Origin of the sequence: Paenibacillus zanthoxyli JH29 (assembly GCF_000520715.1) — a bacterium.
Lineage (GTDB): Bacteria > Bacillota > Bacilli > Paenibacillales > Paenibacillaceae > Paenibacillus_AQ > Paenibacillus_AQ zanthoxyli.
In genome coordinates this window covers 1-1,280 of record NZ_ASSD01000429.1, presented here as the reverse complement: position 1 = coordinate 1,280, position 1,280 = coordinate 1, and the positions used below count along the sequence as shown (strand labels likewise).

The following is a 1,280-nucleotide window of genomic DNA, read 5'->3' as shown; positions in this document are numbered from 1 at the left end:
GGGCCGAGCAGACTCCGGCCGAAGCCGGCCAGATCCGCGCCGAGCGCCAGCGCCTTGGCGGCGTCGACGCCGCTCTGTAAGCCCCCGCTGCCGATCAATGCGCCTTCAGGAGCAGCGGCGCGTACGTCCGCAATGCAGTCGGCGGTCGGGATGCCCCAATCCGCGAACGCCTCGGCGGCGGCGCGCCTCACCGGATCGGCGCTGCGGAACTTCTCAACCTGGCTCCATGACGTTCCACCCGCTCCGCTCACGTCGATGAATGACACTCCGGCGCCGTACAGCTTAAGCGCCGTCTCGCCGTCGATGCCCCAGCCGACTTCCTTGACGCCGACCGGAACCTCCAGACTGCGGCATACCTGCTCGATCTTCGGCAGCAGCGAGCCGAAGCCTGTGTTCCCTTCCGGCTGGAACACCTCCTGAAGGCCGTTCAGATGCAGCACCAGCCAATCGGCTTCGGCGATTTCCACCGCCCGGCGGCAGTCGCCTGCATCAAAACCGTAAGACAGCTGAACCGCTCCAAGGTTCGCGATGACAGGAACGTCCGGGGCGCGTTCCCGCACCCGGAACGTAGACTCAAGCTCCGGGCGCTCCAATGCGGCCCGGATCGAACCTATGCCCAGCGTCCAGCCCCGCCGCTGGGCCGCCTCGGCGAGCCTCGCGTTAATCTCTCCGGTGGCGGCGCTGCCGCCGGTCATCGAGCTGATCAGCAGCGGGGTGCGCAGACTCCGGCCGAGAAACAATGTGTCCAGCGTTATATCGTCAAAGTTCAGTTCCGGCAGCGCATTGTGCCGGAACCGGTAACGTTCAAAACCTGTAGTAACTCCTCTGCCGCCCACGTCTTCATTCAAGCACAGACGTACATGCTCGATCTTACGCTCCCCCGTCTTTCCTTCGAGAAGATGCGGACGGGAGCCCGAAGCCTTGGCTGTCGTCTTCATTTCGTCATTCATTGTATTCGGCACTTGGCCTTTCCTCGATTTATTTGTTGTTGCGGTCATATTATAACACAACCGGCGGTTCGGCCAACTTTACGCCAGCCCAATTTGGGCGATTATCCCCTTACAGCAGCGGCGACATCAGCCTTGCGGCCGATTCCAGCAGCCGCACCAGCAGCCGCTTGTCCATAAACTTCTCGTGGACAATCTGCGATGTGGACAGCAGATCGCGCTCGAAATCGGAGACGATACGCTTGACGCTCTCGGTCTGCAGCAGCAGCGCGTTCACTTCGAAGTTCAAATGGAAGCTGCGCATATCCATGTTGGCCGTGCCGATGGTGGCGA

The 1,280-nt window shown here is 62.0% G+C and carries 1 protein-coding gene and 1 pseudogene; both read right to left on the bottom strand.

Annotated elements, in window-relative coordinates:
• Nucleotides 1-938 (bottom strand): type 2 isopentenyl-diphosphate Delta-isomerase (gene fni / locus L691_RS0116405; RefSeq protein WP_051459388.1); only part of this gene is annotated, 938 nt, incomplete at its 3' end.
• Between the two features lie 121 nt (nucleotides 939-1,059).
• Nucleotides 1,060-1,280: pseudogene (locus tag L691_RS32895) on the bottom strand (cardiolipin synthase); the annotation flags it as partial.